Raw genomic sequence first — 18,688 nt, 5'->3', positions numbered from 1 at the left:
CGCCCCGGCGCGTGGACCCGCCGCGCCGCCTGGGCTACGCCGGGGGCGCAAGCGAGGAAGCGTCGAAACAGGCCCATGACCGAAAGCACCAGCATCGCATCCATCCGCGGCCGCCGCGTCTGGGACAGCCGCGGCCGGCCGACGGTCGAGGCCGAGATCCGCCTCGCCGGCGGCGCCTGGGGCCGGGCCATCGCGCCCGCCGGCGCCTCGACCGGCAGCGGCGAGGCGCTCGACCGGCGCGACGGCGGCACGGCCTTCGGCGGCTACGACGTGAAGGGCGCGGTCGCGGCGGTGAACGAGGAGATCGCCCCGCGCCTGGCCGGCATGGACGCCGCCGACCAGGCCGCGCTGGATGCCGCGCTGATCGCCCTCGACGGCACGCCGGACAAGTCGCGCCTCGGCGCCAATGCGACGCTCGCCGTCTCCATGGCCGCCGCCCACGCCGCCGCCGCCGCCGCCGGGCTGCCGCTGTGGCGCCACCTCGGCGGCGAAGGCGCCACGCTGCTGCCGCTGCCGCAGATCCAGATCCTCGGCGGCGGCGCCCATGCCGGGCGGCGCGTGGACATCCAGGACTTCCTGGTGGTCTGCCCCGCCGCCACCTCCTTCGCCGAGGCCCTCGACTGGACGGCGGAGGTCTATCGCGCCGCCGGCGCCATCATGAAGGCGCGCGGCCTGCTGCAGGGCGTGGCCGATGAGGGCGGCTGGTGGCCTGCCTTCGATGCCAACGAGCAGGCGCTTGAAACCCTCGTCTCGGCCATCGGGCGCGCAGGGTTCAAGCCCGGCGAGCAGGTCGCCATCGCGCTCGACATCGCGGCCACGGATTTCGGCCGCGGCGGGCGCTACCGCCTCGGCCTCGAAGGCCGCGAACTCGGCACCGAGGGCATGATCCGCATGCTCCTTGGCTGGCTCGACGCCTATCCCATCGTCTCCATCGAGGACCCGCTGGCCGAGGACGACGCCGAGGGCTTCGCCGCCTTCACCCGCGAGGCCGGCGCGCGCATCCAGGTGGTGGGGGACGACTTCCTCGTCACCGACGCCGCGCGGGTGCGCGAGGCGGCACGCCAGGGTGCGGCGAACACCGTGCTGATCAAGCCCAACCAGCGCGGCACGCTGACCGAGACCCTGGCCGCCTGGCAGGCCGCGCGCGAGGTCGGCTACGCCGGCATCGTCTCCGCCCGCTCGGGCGAGACGGAGGACGTCACCATCGTCCACCTCGCCATCGGCTGGGGTGTCGGGCAACTCAAGGTCGGCTCCTTCGCGCGCTCGGAACGCATGGCGAAATGGAACGAAGCCCTGCGCATCGAGGAAACCCTGGGCAACCACGCCCGCTTCGCAGGCGGCGCGGTGCTGGGAAGGTCGCGGTGAGCGGGTTCATCGCATGCGGCCGGAGAGGGGCTTTGCCCCTCCCCGGACCCCACCCCACCAGAGGCCGAAAGGCCTCTGGACACCGGGACTCGATCGGGGATTTCGGGCAGGGGCATCGAGGGCCGGCCCTTCGCGCCTGGCGCGCGGTGCCCCTGCCCGAAATCCCCGATGAAACGCATGGTTTCCAAAGGGCTTTCGGCCTTTGGCGGGGAGGTCCGGAGGGGCAGAGCCCCTCCGGCCCCAGGCCATGAAGGTCCTCCTCCACTACGCCGCCGGTCCCGGCCTTGCCGCGCGGCTGCGTGCGCTGCCAGGGCTCGATCTCGCCATCGTGCCCGAGGCGGACGAGGCCGGCTTCGCCGCCGTGCTGCCTGGGGTGGAGGTGATCTGGCATGTGCTGAGGCCGATCACCGCCGCCCATCTCGCCGCCGCGCCGCGGCTGCGGCTGATCCAGAAGATCGGTGTCGGCGTGAACACGATAGACATCGAGGCGGCGCGGGCGCGCGGGGTCGCGGTGTGCAACCTGCCCGGCACGAATTCGCGCGCGGTGGCGGAACTGACGCTGCTGCTGACGCTCGGCGCGCTGCGCCGCGTCGCGCATTTCGATGCCGAGACGCGCGCCGGCCGCGGCTGGGCGCAGCCGCCCGCGCTGCAGGACAGCCTGTTCGAACTCGGCGGGCGGACGGTCGGGCTGATCGGCTACGGTGCCGTGCCGGCGCTGCTCGCGCCCGTGCTCGCCGCCCTGGGCTGCCGCGTGCTCTACACGGCGCGCGCGCCGAAACCGGACGCGCTCGGCGCGTTCCGCGACCTCGACGCGCTGCTTGCGGAAAGCGACGTGGTCTCGCTGCACATCCCCGAGACGGATGAGACGCGCGGGCTGATCGGGAGAGAGGCCATCGCGCGCATGAAGCCCGGCGCGGTGCTGGTCAACACCGCGCGCGGCGGCCTCGTGGACCAGGCGGCGCTCGTGGCGGCGCTGCGCTCGGGGCATCTCGCCGCCGCCGGCCTCGATGTCTTCGCCGCCGAGCCCGCCGACCCGGCCGACCCGCTCTTCGCCCTTCCGAACGTGGTGGTCACGCCGCACGTCGCCTGGCTGACCACCGGCACCTTCGACCGCTCCTTCGCCATCGCGGCCGAGAATGTCCGCCGCCTCGCCGCCGGCGAGGCGCTGCTGCACCGGGTCGCGTGAGCGCCGCGCCGCCCGCGAGCCTCGCGGAGATCGGCCGCCTCGCCACGCCGACGGTGCTCGTCACCTTCGTGCAGGCCATCGCGCAGACGGCCGAGGCGGCGCTCATCGGCCGCCTCGGCACCGAGGCGCTGGCCGGCTACGCGCTGGTGCTGCCGCTGATCATGCTGATGCAGATGACCTCGGGCGGCGCGATGGGCGGCGGCGTCACCTCGGCGGTGGCGCGCGCGATCGGCGCGGGGCGGATGGAGGAGGCCGCGGGCCTCGTGAAGCACGCGGTGCTGATCGCGCTCGGCATGGGGATGCTGACCAGCGCCATCGCCCTCGGCCTCGGGCCCTGGCTGTTCCGCGCCGTCGGCGGCACCGGCCCGATCCTCGAGCACGCCGTCGCCTATGCCTCCATCCTGTTCGGCGGGGCGGTGCTGGTGTGGCTGTCGAACATCCTGGGCGCGGTGCTGCGCGGGGCGGGCAAGATGCGCCTGCCGGCGATGGTGATGACGGCGGCCTGGGTGATCGAGGCGCCGCTCTCGGGCCTGCTGATGCTCGGCCTCGGCTGGGGCATCGCCGGCGCGGCGGTGGCCTATCTCGTGGCCTTCGCGCTGGCCACCGCGGCGATGGGGATCATCATCCTGCGCGGCGGGGCGGGCTTCCGGCCGCGCTTCGCCGCGCGCCTCGATGCCGCCCTGTTCCGCCGCATCCTCGCGGTCGGCGGCGTGGCGACGGCGATGGCGACCATCGCCAACCTCACCGTCGTGCTGATGACGGCGCTGGTGGCCCGGCACGGCCCCGCCACGATCGCGGCCTATGGAGTGGGCGTGCGGCTCGAGTTCCTGATGATCCCGATCGGCTTCGGCATCGGCGTGGCGTTGACCTCGCTGGTGGGCCGGCGCGTCGGCGCGGGGGACTGGGCGGGGGCGCGCGACGGCCTGGCGGGGCGGGCTGCTCTCGGCCGGGCTCTGCGGAGCCATCGGCATCGCCGCGGCGGCCCTGCCCTGGCCGCTGGCGCGCCTCTTCGCCGCCGACCCCGCGGTGCAGGAGGCGCTGGTGGTTTTCCTGCGCTGGGTCGGGCCGTCCTTCGGGCCGTTCGGGCTCGGCATGGCGCTCTACTTCGCCTGCCAGGGGGCTGGGCGGATGCGCTGGCCCTTCGCCGCATCCCTGGCGCGGCTCGGCTTCGCGGTGGGCGGGGGATGGCTGCTCGCGGCCTTCACCGGGGCCGGTCTCGCCGGGGCATTCGCGGCCATCGCGGCGGGGCTCGCGGCCTATGGCGTCCTGGTCGCGGTCTCGGTGCGCCCGGCCATCTGGCGCTGAGGGGCCGCGCTCATCCCTCCTTTACCCGCCCTGCCGCAGCATGGCGGGCGATGAGCGAGATCAGCCGCGAAGCCCTGGAACGCTTTGGAAGGGGGGCCTACCAGCCCGCCACCTTCCTCGAACGCGGGGCCTCGGTGCCCTTCACCACGCCCTTCCTTCTCGGCGCCCGCATCCGGCCCACGGACACGCGCGCGGGGCTGGAGGTCGTGATCTCCAACCCCTCCGGCGGGCGCGGCTTCTACATCGTGCCCTGGAACGCCCTGCCCGAGGTCTGCACGCCCACCGTCCACGACCGCCGCCTCTGGCAGCGCCTCTCCGACCAGGCCGCGATCACGCCGAGCCTCGTGCGCGAGGTCGCCCGCGCCGTCGCCGCCGAGGGCCTCGCCGGGCGCGAGGCGGCGGCCGCGGCCGCGGCCGCGCGGAACGAGGAGGGCGCGGCGCGGATGCGCGCGAACTTCCTCCTGCTGCTGGACCTCATCCGCCGCACCGAATCGGCCGAGGAGGCGCGCATCCCGCCGCATGCGGACACGCCGGCGAACATCGAGCAGCGCGCGCGCCGCGCGGTGGCGCGCTTCGCCCCGCGCCTCGGCGTCAGCGCCGACATCATCGCGGCCTGGCTCGAATCGCTCGCCGGCGCCTTCTGCGGCGTCGGCGTGCCGGGTGATCGCACCGTCTCCCGCACGCGGGACCTGCTCGCCCGCATCGAGACGATGGTTTCCGAGGTCGAGCTCTGGGTCGCGCGCAGCCCCGACCCGGGCGAGCAGCACGGCGCGGCGCTGGTGACCGATGCCGCGCGCCTCACGCTCGCCTGCGCTTCCGCGGCCTTCCGCGACCTCGACGGGCTGCTCTCGGACACGCCCACGCTGCTGCGCGCCTGGCGCGAGGATTCGCAGCCGCTGGCCCGCCGCGCGAGCCGCCCGGACTGGCTGCTCGACGGCTGGGAGATCATCTGCGAGCTCTGGCGCGACGCGCGGCCGGAATGCCGCGAGGGCGCGCTGTGGGAGATGGCGCTGCTCGCCCCCGTGATGCCGCGGGAGGTCGAGGAATGGGTCGGGCTTTCGGAGGACTGGGAGCGTCCGACCCGCCTGCGCCGCATCGTCCGCGCGAACGAGGACTGGCGCAGCGGCCGGCTGATCGAGATCGTCGCGCGCAACGAGCGCATCCGGGCGCGCGCGGCATGACGGCGCAGCCGGGCCCCGTCACGCTCTCGGCCGAGGCGCGGCGGCTGCGCCATGCCGTCGCCGCCGCGCCGGACGCGGTGCTGGCGAAGGTCGTCGCGGTCTTCGACAGCCTGCCCGACCGGCGGGAGGCCGATGCGCTGCTCGATGCCGCCCGCCCGCGGCTGCGCCGCCTGCGCCCGCCGCGGCCCATCGCCTTCACGCGCCTGCTGTTCCTCCCGCTCGACGGCGCCATCCTCGAGGCCCGCGCCTGGCGCCGCCAGGAAGGAACGCTGCCGCGCACCGCCCTGCTGCCGCTGGCCGGCGCCATCCGCGCCGCGATCGGCCCGGCGGCGGCGGAGATCGAGGCCGCCACCGCCGGGCGCAGCTTCGCCGACCATGCCGCGATCGACGCCGCCGGACGCCGGCTCTGGCGTCTCGCCGCCGAGGCCGGCCCCGGCCCCGCCCCGCCGCCGGGCTGGCAGGAGGCGGGGCTATCCCCGGTCGACTACCGCCAGGCCGCGGCGCTGGCCACGGGCGCATGGCGCTGCGCCGGCCCGCTCTGGGCCGCCCTCGCCGCCGCGCGCTTCGGCCCGCCGGAGGATCTGACGAGGCTCGCCCTGCTCGCCGCGATGGCCGAGGGGCCGGCGGTGCTCGCCGCCGCGCTCTCCACGCTGATGCTGAAGGCCGCGAAGCCGGGCGGTGTCGCCACCCTCGCGGCGGACCTGCCAGGCGCTCCGCCGGCGCTCGCCGAGCGCGTGCTCGACGCATGGCTCGCGGAGTGCCGGCCCGAGATCCCGCTCGCCGATCCCGCGGGGGCGGCGGGCATGGCGGAGGCGTTCCGTGAGGCGCTGGATGATCTCGCGGACTCGCGCCTTGCGCAGCGCGCCGAGCGCCGCCAGCGCATCGCCGCGATCCGCCGTGAGGCTGCCGAGGCCTGCCGCATGGCCTATGCCGAGGCGGCCGAAACCGTGCTTGCCCCGCTTGCCTCGGGCGCTGCGGACGATGCCGCGATCGGCGCGCTGGAGGCCACCGCGCGGCAGGTGCGCCGGCTGGAACAGGCCGGGCGCGGGCTCGGCGCGGCCACGGCCTTCGATGCCGCCGCGCATCGTGTGACCGAGCGCATCGCCGCGCTGCGCGGCAAGCCCGGCATCGGCACCGCCGATCTCGTGCGGATGACGGAGATCCTCGCCGGACCGGAGGCGGCGATGCGGCTGCTGGACGCGGGGTGATGCCGGGCGGAGGAGGGCCCGACATGAGTCCGCCGGTCATCGGCGCACGGCCACAACCGCAGGTCCGGGTGCGATGCCGGCCGGCAAACGGCCAGACCCTTCGCCCGCGGGCATGACATCCCGCGGGGGCGATCCGGTCTCGTCCAACGGCCGCAACCCCGCGATGACACCGAGCCAGCGCCTCGCGTCAGCGAGCGGACGCAAGCCCCGACGCGGTGCCGGTCGGCATCGGGAGGGCGCTGCGCGTCACGTCACCCCGGCTACGCTGCCGCCCCGCGCAACCGGGAACCACGCTGCCGCGAGGGGTGCGCCGCCTATCGTCAGATCGGGCAGACCCCGTTCGCGCAGGCCAGATGCGCCATGTCCAGCGCCTCGTGCAGCGCGGGGTCGCGGATGGCGGCGACGATGGCCTGGAAGGTGGCCTCGTCCACCTCCTCCTCCGGCAGGTATTCGTAGCCGAGCGCGGCATCCGGCGCGGATGGCAGCACCGCGCAGCAGCGCACCTGCGGCTGGTGGGTCAGCAGGATGGCGCGGAAGGCCTCGAGGTCGTGCCGGTCGGTATAGACCTTCAGCGTGTAGGAGATCTGGTTGCCGCGCTCGGCGCCGATCCAGTGGCGCTCCATCAGCGCGAGCCAGCGATACTGCTCCGCGGGGCTCGCCTCCGGCGCGGTCTTCAGCCGCTCGCCCAGGCCCAGGCGCTGGATCAGCGGCAGGGTGGGGAAGCCGACGATGCTCATGCCGGGGAAGGAGCGCAGCGGGCGCACCGGGTAGCCGCGCGCCTCGTAGTCGGCCAGCAGAGGGTCGGAATCGGGCAGCCATTCGCCCGATTCCCCCTTTGCGCCCTTGAACTGCACCCAGCGCAGATACTGCCGCCGCGCCGGCAGATGCGCGCCTTCCGTCAGGCCGAACAGCTTGCTTGTCGTGCCGGCCGGCTTGACGGTGGTGACGGTGAAGGGCCGCGCGAGGCCGAGTTCCTCGGCATAGGCGTCGGCCTCCTCCTTGGCCGCCGCGGACAGGCGCGCGAGGGCGTCCCAGAAGGGGGCGGAGCGCGCCTCGTCCAGCAGGTCCTCGAAGCCGAGGCCGAAGCGCGCCCAGGCCCATTCGTGCAGGCCGGTCGGGCCGATGCCCATGCGGTTCGTCCGCCGCACCTCCTCGGCATAGAGCGCATCCATGGTGTTGGCGCGCATCAGGAAGCGCACGCCGAGGCGCACCGCATCCTCCACGCGCGCATCCCATGCGGCGGCGAGCGCATCCGGGATCGCGCCGGGCGTCAGCATCGCGGGGTCCACCGGGCAGGCGAGCAGCGGCGCGAAATCCGCGATCACGCAATAGCCGCCGGTGACGTGCAGCACGATCTCGCCGCAGGGGTTGGTGGTGCAGGGGAAATGCGCCGCCGCCGCGCGTGCCGAGAGATCGGCGAGCAGCCCCGCGGCGTGCTCCACCCGGTAGCGGGCGGAGCGCACGTCGCGCCCGTCATGGTGCACCGGCTTCTCGCGCGCGCGCCCGGTGCGGTGGTCCTCCAGCAGGTCGCCGTTGATGAAGCCGGGCTCGCCGTTGATGAAGGCGCAGCGCGTGGCCTCCTCGAAGACCGCGAGCGCGTGCCGGTCCTCGGGGCGCCCGGAGCCGGCGCGCGCCGCCTGCACGCCCTGCCAGAAGGCGCGGTCCACCATCACCGAATGGTTCGCCGTCCACAGCCCGCCCTCCGACTTGGAGCGGATGAAGCGCAGCACGCCGGCGTCGCGCCAGTTCTTGGTCGCCATGCGCGCCGCCCGGCGCGCGCCGCCCACCTGAACCTCGACCGACAGAAGATGGTCCACCAGCAGCGCCTGTTCCCAGGGCTCGGCCAGGCGCCCCTCGCGCGCCGGGCCGATCACCTCGCGGCGGATCGCCATGAAGGCGCGCATCAGCGACAGCGGCCCCGAGGCCGGCCGGCCCTGCATGCCGCCGATCGGGCTGCCGCGCGGGCGGATGGCCGAGAAGTCGAGCAGCAGCGGGCGCTGCCGCGCGCCGGCGAAGGCGAGGCTCTCCAGATGCTCGACTGCCTTCGCCCAGCCCTCGCGGCTGTCGGCGATGCGGTGCAGGATGGCCTCCGCCGGCGCCTCCTCCACCCATTCGGCGGCGAGGAAGCGGCGGATCGCCTCCTCGTCGAACTCCCCCTCCCCCGTGCCCCAGGGCAGCAGGCCGAAATCGAGGCCGAAGCGATGCAGCGCCGCGCGGTCGCGCGGATAGTCCGGATGCTCGGGCGAGAGGCGCAGCAGCAGATCGGGCGCCCGCGCCCAGTCCACCGCGACCAGCGCATCGTCATAGGCGCGCCCGACGCCGGAACCGTTCAGCAGCAGGTAGAACTTCGCGAAGGAGGCGATGGCGGTCGCGCAGTTGGTGAAGACCTCCATGTTGCGGCCCGCCTGCTGCGGGTCGCCGTGCTGGAGATGCCGGCCGGAGGTGATCAGCGCGCCGGTGGCGATGGCGTTGCGCAGCCGCGCCTGCTCGATGCGGTCCCGCGCCGTGGCCGGGCGGCCGAGAAGGGACATGTTGCCCGCGGCGACACGGTCGGCGACGCGGCCGAAGCATTCGGCATCCGCCTCGCGGAAGACGGTGCGCCGCGCGACGGCGAGGCCCATGCCGGGATCGAGCGGGCGGGGCGGCAGCGGCTCCTCGCCGAAGGCGGCACCGGGCACCGGCCGCATGAACCCGCCCGGCGCCAGCCGCGCCCCTGCCTGCATCCCGTCCATCGTCCAGGTCCCCCTTCCCGCCTGCCGCCCCCGCGGCGCTCCGGCATGGCGTAGTGGTATCCTGGATATCAGTTCGGCGCCACCACATCTTGTGGAGGCCAGGCGCGCCAGCCGCTACAGGTGGTGGTCACCCCGGGAATCGCGGCGCGGGGCCGCCTGCGCGGCAGCCCCGCCCGGAGATCAGCCCCGCACCAGGGGACAGCCGCCCTCGGCCACCGGGCGGAAGGCCTCCTCGGCCGGCACGGTCGCGCGCAGCTTGTAGAAATCCCACATGCCGCGGCTCTCGGCGGGCGACTTCACCTCGAACAGATAGGCCGGGTGGATCTTGCGGTTGTCCTCGCGGATGCGCCCGGGGCCGAAGGCGTCGTCGTCGGTCGGCATGCGCTTCATCACCTCGATCGCGGCCATGCCCGACTGCTTGGCGCGCGCCACGCCGATCTCGGCCACCGCCTTGAGGTAGTGGATGCAGCATGAATAGGTGCCGGCATGCTCCTGGCTCGGCATGTTGTCGGGCGTGCGGCGCAGGATGCGGCTGGCCAGGGCGCGGGTGCGGTCGTTGAGGTCGTGGTAGAAGACCTCGCACATCACCATCCCCTGCGCGGCCTCGAGCCCGATGCCGCGGATATCCTGCACGAACATGATCATGCCCGCGAGCTGCGCGCCGCGCCGCGTCAGGCCGAATTCGTGCGCCTGCTTGACGCAGTTCACCATGTCGCCAGCGGCCATGGCGAGGCCGACCACCTTCGCCCGGCTCGCCTGCGCCTGCAGCAGGAAGGAGGAGAAATCCGTCGTGCCCGGGAAGGGATAGCGGGCCGAGCCCAGAACGCGCCCGCCCGCGCGGGTCACGAAGCCGCCGGTGTCGCGTTCGAGCTGGTGGCCGAAGGCGTAGTCGGCGGTGATGAAGTACCAGGAATCGCCGCCCGAGCGCACGGTGGCGCCGCCCACCACATTGGCGAACATCCAGGTGTCGTAGGTCCAGTGGATGGTGTGGGTGCTGCATTGCGGCCCGGTCAGCGCCGAGGTGGCGGCACCCGAGACGAGCTGGATGCGGTCCTTCTCCCGCACGAGGTTCGCCACCGCGAGCGCGATGGCGGAGTTGTTCACCTCGCAGATCATGTCCACGCCGTCCTGGTCGATCCAGCGGCGCGCCAGCGCCAGCGCGGCGTCGGGGCGGTTCTGGTGGTCGCCCTGCAGCACCTCGACGCGGATGCCGCGGTTCGCCATGCCGAGATCCTCCACCGCCTGCTGCGCGGCGGCGAGGCTCGTCGGGCCGGAGGTGCTGCGATAGGGGCCGGAGAAATCCGCCAGCACGCCGATACGGATCACCTGGTCCTGCGCGCGGGCGCGCGGCACGGCGACCAGCGCGGCCCCGGCCATGCCGGCGCCGGCCAGCACCTGGCGGCGGTTGAAGTCTGTCATCTGGCGTTCCTCGCTTCTGCTGCACGGGCGGCTGCCGCCCCGCGCCATGCTGGCCGCCGCCCGTGCCCGCCCGCAAGGGGCGGGTTCCGCGACGGGCCGAGCCGGTCCATCATCCGCGGGTCACATTCCCTTGTTCCAGGACAGGACCGGCCATGGCGCTGCGCTGCGACCTCATTATCCGCGATGCCACCATCTTCGACGGCACCGGCGCGCCGCGCCGCCGCGGCGATGTCGGCGTGACCGGCGACCGCATCGTGGCCGTGGGCGACCTCGGGGCCGCGAGCGCGGATCGCGAGGTGGTCGCGAACGGCCGCGCGCTCGCCCCCGGCTTCATCGACGCCCATACCCATGACGACCGCGCCGTGATGTGCGGGCCGGACTGCATGACCTGCAAGATCAGCCAGGGTGTCACCACCGTGGTCGTGGGCAATTGCGGCGTCAGCCTCGCGCCTGCGCGCTTCAAGCGCCTGCCGCCGCCGCCGCTCGACCTGATCGGCGAGGAGGGCTGGTGGCGCTTCGACAGCTTCGGCGACTACGCGCATGAGCTGAAGAAGCGCGGGTCCGAGGTGAACACCTACGCCCTGGTGGGCCACCAGACCATGCGGGTGGAAGCCATGGACGGCGACGTGATGCGCCCGGCGAAGGATTCCGAGATCGAGCACATGCGCCTGCGCCTCAAGCAGTCGCTGGCCGAGGGCGCCTCGGGCTTCTCCACCGGCCTCTACTACCCGCCCAACATGCATGCGACGACCGAGGAGGTGATCGCCGTCGCCGAACCCCTGCGCGCCTTCGGCGGCATCTACGTCACCCACATGCGCGACGAGGCCGACCGCGTGCTCGCCTCGATCGAGGAGACGGCGAAGATCGGCAAGCGCGTCGGCGTGCCGGTCTGGGTCAGCCACCACAAATGCTCGATGCCGGAGAACTACGGGCGCTCGACGCAGACGCTCGCGCTGCTCGACGCCTACAACCAGACGCAGGACGTGTTCTTCGACATGTATCCCTACCCGGCCGGCTCCACCGTGCTGATGCCGGACCGCCTGCGCGAGGACGTGAAGGTGATGATCACCTGGTCCATCCCGCACCCGGAGATGGCGGGGAAGTATCTCTCCGACATCGCGCGCGGCTGGAACACCGACATCCGCGCCGCGGCCGAGCGCCTCCTGCCCGCGGGCCAGATCACCTTCCAGATGGACGAGGAGGATGTGCGCCGGATCATGGCGCACCCGGCCTCGGTCATCGGCTCGGACGGCATCCCGCACGACGCGCATCCGCATCCGCGCCTGTGGGGCACATTCCCGCGCGTGCTCGGCCTCTATGCGCGCGAGCTGCGCCTGTTCAGCATGGAGACCGCCATCCACAAGATGACCGGGCGCACCGCGACCCTGTTCGGCATGGTGGACCGCGGCGTGATCCGCGAAGGCGCCTATGCCGACCTCGTGCTGTTCGACGCCGAGACCGTGATCGACCGCGCGACCTTCGAGCAGCCGAAGCAGGCGAGCGCGGGCATCGAGGAGGTGTGGGCGAATGGCGTGCCGACCTATGTCGCGGGCAAGGGCGCGACGGGGGAGAAGCCGGGGCGGCTCGTCACGCGCAACCGCGTCTGACGCCCGGCGGACGAGGGATCCATCCCTTGGCCCGCCGGCGCGAGGCTCAGGGCGCGAAGGTGGATCGCAGCGCGACCGCCCAGCGCCCGTCCCGCCGCGTCACCACCCACAGCGAGCGGTAGCGGCCGATCACCGCGCCTGCCGCATCGAGCCGCGCGAACTGCACGTCGAGATGCACCTTCTCGGCCGAGGCGGCGACCGGGCGGCGGAACTCCCAGACGCTCGCCGCCCAGCCGGCCCCGGCGCGGGCCAGGAAGTCGGCGAGGTAGCCTGCCGGCGTCTCCCACGTCTTCATCGCCGTGGGCGAGAGCCGGTAGTGCGGGAAATGCAGCGTCGCGGCGATCGCCGGCGCATCGCGCGCATTCAGCGCCGCGATGTGCGCGTCGAGCACGGCGAGCGCGGCGGCAACCGCCGCGGGCTGCGCCGCGGGGTCCGCATCCTCAGCCGATGACACGGAAGATCGCCTCGATCTCCACCGGGATGCGGCCCGGCAGCGAGCCCATGCCCACGGCCGAGCGCGCATGCCGGCCATTCTCGCCCAGCACCGCGACGAAGAGATCGGAGCAGCCGTTGATCACCTTCGGGTGATCCTCGAAATCCGGGGCGGCATTGACCATGCCGAGCACCTTCACCGCCTTCAGCCGGTGCAGCCCGCCCGCCGCCTCCGCCGCGGTGGCGAGCAGGTTCAGCCCCACCGCGCGCGCCGCGGCATAGGCGGCCTCGATGCCGACCTCGCTCGGCACCTTGCCGCGCAGGGCCACCCCCTCATGCCCCCGTGGCCCCTGGCCCGAGGTGTAGAGGAAGCCGCCCTCGATCCGGTACGGCACATAGGTCCCGATCGGCTTCGGCACGGCGGGCAGGCGCAGGCCGAGCGCGGCGAGGCGCTGTTCGGGTGTCTCCTCGGGCATGGCGTCCTCCTTGTGTGGCAGGCGCCATGCCACACGCGCATGAGCGGTCCGGCAAGAGCGCATGGAAAGGTCAGCATGACTGCCCTACCATCGCCCAATGGAAACGCTGCCCCTGCTCGGCTTCGCCATCGCCATGTCCATCACGCCGGGGCCGAATGTGCTGATGGTCGCGGCGGCGGCGGCCAATCACGGCGTGCGCGCGACGCTGCCGCACCAGGGGGGGATCGCGCTCGGCTTCGCCGCCATGCTGGTGATCGTGGGGCTCGGCCTCGCAGGCCCCTTCGCCGCCTGGCCGTTGCTGCATGCGGCGCTGAAATGGGGCGGCGCGGCCTGGCTGCTGGTTCTCGCCTGGAAGATCGCCCGCGCCGGCGCGCCCGGCGAAGGGCCGTCGCGGCCGCCGCTCGGCTTCCTGGGCGCGGCGCTGTTCCAGTGGGTCAACCCGAAGGCATGGATGATCGCCCTCGCCGCCATTCCCGCCTTCACCACGCCGCAGGGCGACATCCTGGCCGAGACGCTGCTGATCGCCGGCGCCTTCGCCTTGGTCTGCCTGCCCTGCACGCTGGTCTGGGCGGGCCTCGGCGCGGGCGCCGCGCGACTGCTGCGGAACGGCAACTCGCTGCAGGCCTTCAACATCGCGATGGCCCTGCTGCTGGTCGCCTCGCTGATTCCCGCGCTGATGTGACGGGCGGTCGCATTTCGCAACACGCAGCGCGGGCGCGCGCTGCCAGACTGCACCCATGATCCCGCCCGCCCTGCCGCGCCGCGGCGTGCTGCTCGCCACACCCGGCCTGATCCTGCCGGGCGCGCTCGCCGCCGAGCCGCGCATCCCCACGCCCGCTCAGACGCGCGGGCCCTTCTACCCCGTGGCCTTTCCCGCCGACACCGATGCCGACCTCGTTCGCGTGCGCGGCGCGGCGGCCGAGGCGATGGGCACCGTCACCCACCTCTCCGGCCGCGTCACCGACACGCATGGCACGCCGCTGGCCGGCGCGCTGGTCGAGATCTGGCAATGCGACGCCCAAGGCATCTACCGCCATCCCCGCGCGCCCGGCACCGAGCGCTTCGACCCGCATTTCCAGGGCTATGGCCGCGCGCTGACCGATGCGCGCGGCGCCTACGCCTTCCGCACCATCCGCCCCGCGCCCTATCCCGGCCGCACGCCGCACATCCATGTGCAGGTCACGCCGCGGGCGGGCGCGGGCCTCGTCACCCAGCTCTATGTGGCGGGGGAGCCGCTCAACGCCCGCGACGGCCTGCTCAACCGCATCCGCGACCCGCGCGCGCGGGAGGCGGTGGTCATCCCCTTCCTCCCCGCCGAGCGCCTCGAGCCTGGCGCGCTCCGCGCCGTCTTCGACATCGTGCTCGCGGCCTGAAGCGCTTCGGTCGGTCGAGGCCTCGTCACTGGACCGCGCCGGGGCGGCTTCCTACCCTCCGCGCCCCGGTGAAGAGGATAACGCCATGCGCCGCCTGACCCTCACCTTCCTGCTCGCGGCCTCGACCGCGCTCGCGACCGAGCTGCCGGTGCGCAGCGTCACCCTCTCCTCCGCCGGCCTCGCGCAGATCGAGCGCGCCGGGGAGGTCGCGCCTGACGCCTCGGTCACCTTCCGCGCGCCCACCGACGATGTGGACGACCTGCTGCGCAGCCTGATCGTGGTGGACACCGCCGGCACGGTCGAAGGCGTGCGCCTGCCCGCCCGGGACCTGACCGGGGAGGCCTTCCGCGGCCTGCCGCTGCGCCCGGAGGATTTCGAGAGCCGCGAGCGCCTGCTCTCCGCGCTGCGCGGCCAGGAGGCCGAGGCGGGCGGGGCGCGCGGCCGCATCGCCGATGCCGCCGAGGTGCCCCCGGTCGCCGGCGGCCAGGGCGGCGCGGCGAGCGCGGGCGGGCTGCGCCTGACACTGATCACGCCGACCGGCCTGCGCACCGTCCTGCTGCGGGAGGGCGACGAGGTGACGCTGACCGACCAGGCGCTCGCGACCCGCGTCGCGCGCGCGGCCGAGGCGCTCGCGGCCGCGCGCAGCGCCGACGAGCGCCGGATCGAGATCCGCCTGCGCGCCGACCGCGCCCGGCAGGTGGCCGTGCTCTATGTCGCGGGCGCGCCGCTGTGGAAGCCCTCCTACCGGCTGCTGGTGCCGCCGGTGGGAGCGGCGGGCGGCACGGCAGAGGCGCGGCTGCAGGGCTGGGCGGTGGTCGAGAACGCCTCCGGCAGCGATTGGGAGGGCGTGCGCCTCGCGCTCGTCTCGGGCGAGGCCGCGGCCTTCCGCCAGCGCATCTACGAGCCGATCACCGTCCCGCGCCCCGAACTGCCGGTGCGCATCGCCGGCGCGGTGCAGGTGCGCCCGGACACCGGCGGAAGGCCCATCCCGGTCACGCCGCCGCCCCCCGCCCCCGCGCCGGCCCTGAGCGCCCCCACGGGCGAGTTCGCGCGCCTCCGCGCGGCCCCGCCCGCGGTGGGCGCGGACATCGGCGGCACCGCAGCACCCGCGGCCGCCGCCGCCGCCGAGGCCTCGGCCGGCCGCGTCGCCTTCGTGCTGGCCGAGCCGGTGACGATCCGCAGCGGCGAGACCGCCAATGTCCCCTTCGTGGATGTCCGCCTGCCAGCCGAGCGCATCTGGTGGGTGCAGGATCTTTCGGCGCGCAGTCCGCTCCAGGCGGTGCGCATCCGCAACGCGACTCCGCACACCCTGCCCGATGGCCTCGCCACGGTCTATGGCGCGGAGGGCAACGAGGCCGGCGTCTTCCTCGGCGACGCCGAGATTCGGGCCATCCCGGCCGGCGATGCCCGCGTGCTCGCCTTCGGGCGGGATCGCGACGTCACGCTCGCGCAGACCGCCAGCACCACCGAGCGCGTCACCGGGATCGGCATGCGGCGCGGCTATGTCATCGTCAACGGGACGCGCACCGAGGTCGTCTCCCTCGCGGTGGACCCGCGCGGGGCGCGCGGCACCATGGTGGTGGACGTGCCGGCGCGGCCGGGGGCGACGCCGACCTTCCCCATCGTCTCCCAGGGCGATTACGGCCTGCGGCACGAGGCCGAGCTCGACGGCTCCCCACGCACGCTGCAGCTCGGCTTCGAGCGCGCGCTGCGCCAGGAGCTCGCGCTGTGGGACACCGGCCTCGGCGAGCCGATCCTGCTGCGCTGGCAGCAATTCGACATCGAGCAGAACCTGCGCCGACTGCCCGGGGGGCCGGGCACCATGGAACGCCTGCAGGAGCTGCTCGCCCGCGTGCCGGAGGGCGCGCCGGGCCGCGCCGACCTCGTCGCGGTGGTCGAGGCGATGCGGGACCTCCGCCGCCTGCTCGACGACGCGCGGCTGAAGGCGCGCGCGTGGCGCAGCGCGGACCAGGCGCTCGCCCGCGCCCGCCAGGCCGCCGAGGACCGCACCGGCCCCGAATTGCAGGAGGCCCGCCGCCGCCTCAATGCCGCCAGCCGCGAGGCCGAGCAGGCCGGCGCCGCCGCCGACCAGGCCTGGGAGGCCTGGCAGCGGGCCGTCATCGCGCTGATGCAGCGCGGCGGGTAGGCCCCGCCGCGCGCCGTCGCTACTCGGGCTGCACGCCCGCGGCGCGGAGGATGCGGGTGTAGTTCTCGACACCCTCGCGCACCAGGGCCATCACCTGCGCGTTGGTCTCGTAGCCCGCGCGCGGGGCGACGCCGGCCATCTCGTTGAGGCGCGCCGCGCTCTGCTGGATGGCCTGGCGGAAGGCCGCGCCCAGCGCCGCGATGGCCTCGGGCGGCGTGCCCTTGGGCGCGGTGATGGGGAAGAACTCCTCGTGGATCACGCCCGGGATGCCGGCCTGCGGCGCGCTCGGCACGTCGGGCAGGGCGGGGCTGCGCTCCTCGGACAGCACGGCGAGCGCCCTGAGCGCGCCGCCGCGCACCTGCCCGATGGAGGAGGCCATGGTCGGCGTGCCGAACTGCGCCTCGCCCGAGACCAGCGCCGCGACGCCCGGCCCGCCGCCGCGGTAGTGGACCATCTCGGCCTGCACGTTCATCCGGTTCATGAACACGAGGCCCGCGAGATGCACGCCCGAGCCGATGCCGGCAGAGGCGAAGTTGTAGCGGCCCGGATTGGCGCGCAGCAGGGCCACGAGTTCCTGCGCGGTGCGCGCCTCGACCCTCGCATTCACCACCAGCGAATGCGGCGAGAAGCCGGCCACCGCGACGCCCTCGAAGTCGGTCACCGCGTTGTAGGGCATGCGCGCGACGATGGCCGGCACCGTGGCATGGGCGCTGTTGATGAGCAGCGTGTGGCCGTCAGCCGGCGCGCGAGCCACCGCCTCCGAGCCGATCACGCTGCCCGCGCCCGCGCGGTTCTCGATGACGATGGGCTGGCCGAGGATCTGCCCCGCGGGCTCGGCGATGATGCGCCCGACGATGTCGTTCGACCCGCCCGGCGCGAAGGGCACGACCAGCCGGATCGGGCGGGAGGGCCGCCACCCGGCGGCACCCTGCGCCCGCACGAGGCTCGGCGCGGCGAGGCCGGCAAGGGCGAAGGCAAGGGTCGAGCGGCGATTCAGCAACATGGACGTCTCCCTGACTCTGCTTGGACGGGAACACCCGCCACAGTTCTTTCCTTTCCTTAGCGCGATTGGCTCGCGATGCCAGCCCCGCATGCCATGGTGGCGCCCCGCCGGCATCGCGCGCGCGGGCGGCGCGGCGTCCGGCGGGCCGCCCCGCCTCGCGCTATTCGGGCTGCACGCCCGCGGCGCGCAGGATGCGCGTGTAGGATTCCACCCCGTCGCGCACCAGCGCCATCACCTGCGCGCTGGTCTCGAAGCCCGCGCGCGGCGTCACGCCGGTGGTCTCGTTCAGCCGCGCCGCGCTCTGCCCGATCGCCTGGCGGAAGGCCGCGCCCAGCGCCGCGATGGCCTCGGGCGGCGTGCCCTTGGGCGCGACGATGGGGAAGAACTCCTCATGCACCACGCCGGGCAGGCCCGCCTGCGGCGCGCTCGGCACGTCGGGCAGGGCCGGGCTGCGTTCCTCGGAGAGCACGGCGAGCGCCCTGAGCGCGCCCGCGCGCACCTGCCCGATCGAGGAGGCCATGGTCGGCGTGCCGAAATGCGCCTCGCCCGCGACCATCGCCGCGACGCCCGGCCCGCCGCCGCGATAATGCACCGTCTCGGCCTGCACGGTCATCCGGCTCATGAACAGCAGGCCGCCGATATGCGGCCCGCTGCCGATCCCCGCCGAGGCGTAGTTGAAGCGGCCCGGATTGGCGCGCAGCAGGGCCACGAATTCCTGCGCCGTGCGCGCCTCGACGCGCGGATTGACCACGAGCAGGTGCGGCGAGAAGCCGACCACCGCCACGCCCTCGAAATCCGTCAGCGTGTTGTAGGGCATGCGCAGGACCATCGCCGGCACGGTGGCGAGCGAGCTGTTGATCAGCAGCGTGTGCCCGTCCGCGGGCGCGCGCGCGGCGGCCTCGCTGCCGATCACGCTGCCCGCGCCGGCGCGGTTGTCGATCACCACCGGCTGGCCGAGGATCTGCCCCGCGGGCTCGGCGAGGATGCGCCCGACGATGTCGTTCGACCCGCCCGGCGCGGCGGGCACGATCAGGCGGACCGGCCGGCTCGGCCGCCAGCCGGCCGCACCCTGCGCCCGCGCGAGGGACGGCGCGGCAAGCCCCGCAAGAGCGAGGGCAAGGGTCGAGCGGCGATTCGGCATGGCGGACGTCTCCCTGGCGTCGGGCATCGGCAACGCCGCCGTGCCCTTCATTCGGCGCGATCCTCGACGAGAAAGGCCGCGCCCGCCAGCCCCCGCATGGATCATCCCGCCGCG

The 18,688-nt window shown here is 74.3% G+C and carries 14 protein-coding genes; 8 read left to right on the top strand and 6 right to left on the bottom strand.

Features of this window, described 5'->3' with window-relative positions; all coding sequences use genetic code 11:
* Positions 1-75 precede the first annotated feature (75 nt).
* The 4 genes from eno (at position 76) to FHS88_RS09240 (ending at position 6,245) form a co-directional block, all read left to right on the top strand.
* The gene (gene eno, locus FHS88_RS09260; RefSeq protein ID WP_184483822.1) at positions 76-1,365 is read left to right on the top strand and encodes a phosphopyruvate hydratase; all 1,290 of its coding nucleotides are present in this window, start codon (positions 76-78) and stop codon (positions 1,363-1,365) included.
* Positions 1,366-1,612: 247 nt separating this feature from the next.
* Complete coding sequence (locus FHS88_RS09255; RefSeq protein ID WP_184483820.1) at positions 1,613-2,551, top strand: 2-hydroxyacid dehydrogenase; 939 nt, start codon at positions 1,613-1,615, stop codon at positions 2,549-2,551.
* A complete protein-coding gene (locus FHS88_RS21300) occupies positions 2,548-5,037 on the top strand; it encodes an MATE family efflux transporter (protein ID WP_456306781.1) in 2,490 nt (829 codons plus the stop codon). The genes FHS88_RS09255 and FHS88_RS21300 overlap by 4 nt, the downstream gene beginning before the upstream one ends.
* A complete protein-coding gene (locus FHS88_RS09240) occupies positions 5,034-6,245 on the top strand; it encodes a hypothetical protein (RefSeq protein ID WP_184483816.1) in 1,212 nt (403 codons plus the stop codon). The genes FHS88_RS21300 and FHS88_RS09240 overlap by 4 nt, the downstream gene beginning before the upstream one ends.
* Before the next feature lie 320 nt (positions 6,246-6,565).
* Here the strand turns inward: FHS88_RS09240 and FHS88_RS09235 are convergent, their stop codons facing one another.
* The gene (locus FHS88_RS09235; protein WP_246419752.1) at positions 6,566-8,977 is read right to left on the bottom strand and encodes a recombinase; all 2,412 of its coding nucleotides are present in this window, start codon (positions 8,975-8,977) and stop codon (positions 6,566-6,568) included.
* Between the two features lie 180 nt (positions 8,978-9,157).
* Positions 9,158-10,396 (bottom strand): ABC transporter substrate-binding protein, encoded by a 1,239-nt coding sequence (locus FHS88_RS09230; protein WP_184483814.1) that lies wholly within the window; start codon positions 10,394-10,396, stop codon positions 9,158-9,160.
* A 152-nt stretch (positions 10,397-10,548) separates the two neighbouring features.
* On the opposite strand from FHS88_RS09230, the gene FHS88_RS09225 reads away from it, so the two are divergent.
* The gene (locus FHS88_RS09225) at positions 10,549-12,003 is read left to right on the top strand and encodes an N-acyl-D-amino-acid deacylase family protein (protein WP_184483812.1); all 1,455 of its coding nucleotides are present in this window, start codon (positions 10,549-10,551) and stop codon (positions 12,001-12,003) included.
* Between the two features lie 46 nt (positions 12,004-12,049).
* Here the strand turns inward: FHS88_RS09225 and FHS88_RS09220 are convergent, their stop codons facing one another.
* Both FHS88_RS09220 and FHS88_RS09215 read right to left on the bottom strand, forming a co-directional pair.
* A complete protein-coding gene (locus FHS88_RS09220; RefSeq protein WP_184483810.1) occupies positions 12,050-12,457 on the bottom strand; it encodes a hypothetical protein in 408 nt (135 codons plus the stop codon).
* Positions 12,444-12,911, bottom strand: a complete 468-nt coding sequence (locus FHS88_RS09215; protein WP_184483808.1) for a RidA family protein — start codon at positions 12,909-12,911, stop codon at positions 12,444-12,446. The genes FHS88_RS09220 and FHS88_RS09215 overlap by 14 nt, the downstream gene beginning before the upstream one ends.
* A gap of 97 nt (positions 12,912-13,008) precedes the next feature.
* Between FHS88_RS09215 and FHS88_RS09210 the strand changes: the two genes are divergently transcribed.
* The 3 genes from FHS88_RS09210 (at position 13,009) to FHS88_RS09200 (ending at position 16,430) form a co-directional block, all read left to right on the top strand.
* Positions 13,009-13,593 (top strand): LysE family translocator, encoded by a 585-nt coding sequence (locus FHS88_RS09210; RefSeq protein ID WP_184483806.1) that lies wholly within the window; start codon positions 13,009-13,011, stop codon positions 13,591-13,593.
* 55 nt (positions 13,594-13,648) lie between these two features.
* A complete protein-coding gene (locus FHS88_RS09205) occupies positions 13,649-14,284 on the top strand; it encodes a dioxygenase family protein (RefSeq protein WP_184483804.1) in 636 nt (211 codons plus the stop codon).
* Positions 14,285-14,369: 85 nt separating this feature from the next.
* Complete coding sequence (locus FHS88_RS09200; RefSeq protein WP_184483802.1) at positions 14,370-16,430, top strand: hypothetical protein; 2,061 nt, start codon at positions 14,370-14,372, stop codon at positions 16,428-16,430.
* A gap of 19 nt (positions 16,431-16,449) precedes the next feature.
* Here the strand turns inward: FHS88_RS09200 and FHS88_RS09195 are convergent, their stop codons facing one another.
* Positions 16,450-17,433, bottom strand: coding sequence for a Bug family tripartite tricarboxylate transporter substrate binding protein (locus FHS88_RS09195; RefSeq protein WP_184483800.1), 984 nt, complete (start codon positions 17,431-17,433; stop codon positions 16,450-16,452).
* Positions 17,434-17,593: 160 nt separating this feature from the next.
* Positions 17,594-18,574, bottom strand: a complete 981-nt coding sequence (locus tag FHS88_RS09190) for a Bug family tripartite tricarboxylate transporter substrate binding protein (RefSeq protein ID WP_184483798.1) — start codon at positions 18,572-18,574, stop codon at positions 17,594-17,596.
* Positions 18,575-18,688 lie beyond the last annotated feature (114 nt).

It is taken from the genome of Neoroseomonas alkaliterrae, assembly GCF_014199195.1.
Taxonomy (GTDB): Bacteria; Pseudomonadota; Alphaproteobacteria; order Acetobacterales; family Acetobacteraceae; genus Neoroseomonas; species Neoroseomonas alkaliterrae.
This window is presented reverse-complemented; position numbering and strand designations above follow the sequence as displayed.

What these genes read in the sequence shown, in the direction of transcription:
- FHS88_RS09200 (WP_184483802.1), top strand. Translation starts at nt 14,370, where the DNA reads ATGCGCCGCCTGACCCTCACCTTCCTGCTCGCGGCCTCGACCGCGCTC.
- FHS88_RS09195 (WP_184483800.1), bottom strand. Translation starts at nt 17,433, where the DNA reads ATGTTGCTGAATCGCCGCTCGACCCTTGCCTTCGCCCTTGCCGGCCTC.
- FHS88_RS09240 (WP_184483816.1), top strand. Translation starts at nt 5,034, where the DNA reads ATGACGGCGCAGCCGGGCCCCGTCACGCTCTCGGCCGAGGCGCGGCGG.
- FHS88_RS09225 (WP_184483812.1), top strand. Translation starts at nt 10,549, where the DNA reads ATGGCGCTGCGCTGCGACCTCATTATCCGCGATGCCACCATCTTCGAC.
- FHS88_RS09210 (WP_184483806.1), top strand. Translation starts at nt 13,009, where the DNA reads ATGGAAACGCTGCCCCTGCTCGGCTTCGCCATCGCCATGTCCATCACG.
- FHS88_RS09190 (WP_184483798.1), bottom strand. Translation starts at nt 18,574, where the DNA reads ATGCCGAATCGCCGCTCGACCCTTGCCCTCGCTCTTGCGGGGCTTGCC.
- FHS88_RS09230 (WP_184483814.1), bottom strand. Translation starts at nt 10,396, where the DNA reads ATGACAGACTTCAACCGCCGCCAGGTGCTGGCCGGCGCCGGCATGGCC.
- FHS88_RS09235 (WP_246419752.1), bottom strand. Translation starts at nt 8,977, where the DNA reads ATGGACGGGATGCAGGCAGGGGCGCGGCTGGCGCCGGGCGGGTTCATG.
- FHS88_RS09205 (WP_184483804.1), top strand. Translation starts at nt 13,649, where the DNA reads ATGATCCCGCCCGCCCTGCCGCGCCGCGGCGTGCTGCTCGCCACACCC.
- FHS88_RS09215 (WP_184483808.1), bottom strand. Translation starts at nt 12,911, where the DNA reads ATGCCCGAGGAGACACCCGAACAGCGCCTCGCCGCGCTCGGCCTGCGC.
- FHS88_RS09255 (WP_184483820.1), top strand. Translation starts at nt 1,613, where the DNA reads ATGAAGGTCCTCCTCCACTACGCCGCCGGTCCCGGCCTTGCCGCGCGG.
- eno (WP_184483822.1), top strand. Translation starts at nt 76, where the DNA reads ATGACCGAAAGCACCAGCATCGCATCCATCCGCGGCCGCCGCGTCTGG.